General features: G+C 59.9%; 1 protein-coding gene. It reads right to left on the bottom strand.

The window, feature by feature from the left end; all coding sequences use genetic code 11:
• Positions 1 to 211: 211 nt before the first annotated feature.
• The coding region (locus C9413_RS32335) for an extracellular solute-binding protein (protein WP_170251605.1) at positions 212 to 1,131 on the bottom strand (920 nt) is incomplete at its 5' end.

The following is a 1,131-nucleotide window of genomic DNA, read 5'->3' as shown; positions in this document are numbered from 1 at the left end:
TGTTGAGATGTATGAAACCCCAATAAGGTAAGCCGAAAGGCTGGAAGCGTGACTGTCCCTCGATCATCACCTGCATCTCAGTGATCCGTTCTATCGGTGGAGGCGGCCTCTTTCATGTCACCTCCTCATCGATTGCAGACCGGTCGATCGCCATGCAACGACCGCATCGGGTGGGCGCGGGGGATTGACGCCGCGCGGCCACCTCATCGCGTCATTGCTGTTCGTCGAACGGTGGGTAGCCGTCATTGTCTTCGACGTCCTCGTCGATCTTCTCGGCCGCGGTAGTCAGCGCCGCCTTGACGTCTCCGCCATTGAAGATCTCGTCGACTGCCTGCATGAAAGCCGAGGTGATCGTCGGATAGGCCGGATGCGGCGGCCTGGCGATCGCCGTCTTCGAGGCCTGCTCGAAGGCGACGGCCATCGGACCACCGGCGGCGTAGAGCGGTGATTCCGTTGCGAAGCTCTTCAATCCGGGATAGGCAGAATTGGCCTGCGCATGCTCGCGAAACTGCTTGTCCTTGAGCATGAAGCTTACGAACTTGCCGGCGATGTCAGGATGCTCGGAGGCCGTCGTGATTGCCCAGATCCAGGTGCCGTTCGGGCTTGCGCCCTTCGGTCCGAACTTCGGCAGCGGCATGACGACGATGTCGTCTTTCATCGAGGCTGCGGCTTCCGCATAGACCCAGTGGCCGCCAAGAGCGAGAGCGGCCGGATGACCCTCGGCGTAGAATTGGTTGGTGCCGGACGACTGCGGCACGACCCAACCGTTCTTCACCCATTTCTGCATCATCGCCAGCGCGTCGACGCAAGGTTTGCTGTCGAGCGTTCCGACGGATGTCCAGGCCTTCCGATCGATCAGGTCGCAGCCCGCCGATTGCAGGATTGGGCTATAGGCATAGGTGATCCATTCGGTCTTTACTCCATAGCCGCGAAACGTGTCGATCGGCCATTTGACGCCTTCGAGCTTCGACAGCTTTTCGAGATAGCCCTCAAACTCCTCCCGCGTCCATGCGTCGTCCACCGACTTGGGAATCCGGGCGCCGATCGCTTCGAGATATTTCTTGTTGCCGTAAAGGACGACCGAGGAGTCGGTAAGCCCGATCGCATAGAGGTCCTTGTCAACAGGATAGG

Source organism: Rhizobium sp. SEMIA 4085 (assembly GCF_013004495.1).
Classification (GTDB): domain Bacteria; phylum Pseudomonadota; class Alphaproteobacteria; order Rhizobiales; family Rhizobiaceae; genus Rhizobium; species Rhizobium gallicum.
This window is presented reverse-complemented; position numbering and strand designations above follow the sequence as displayed.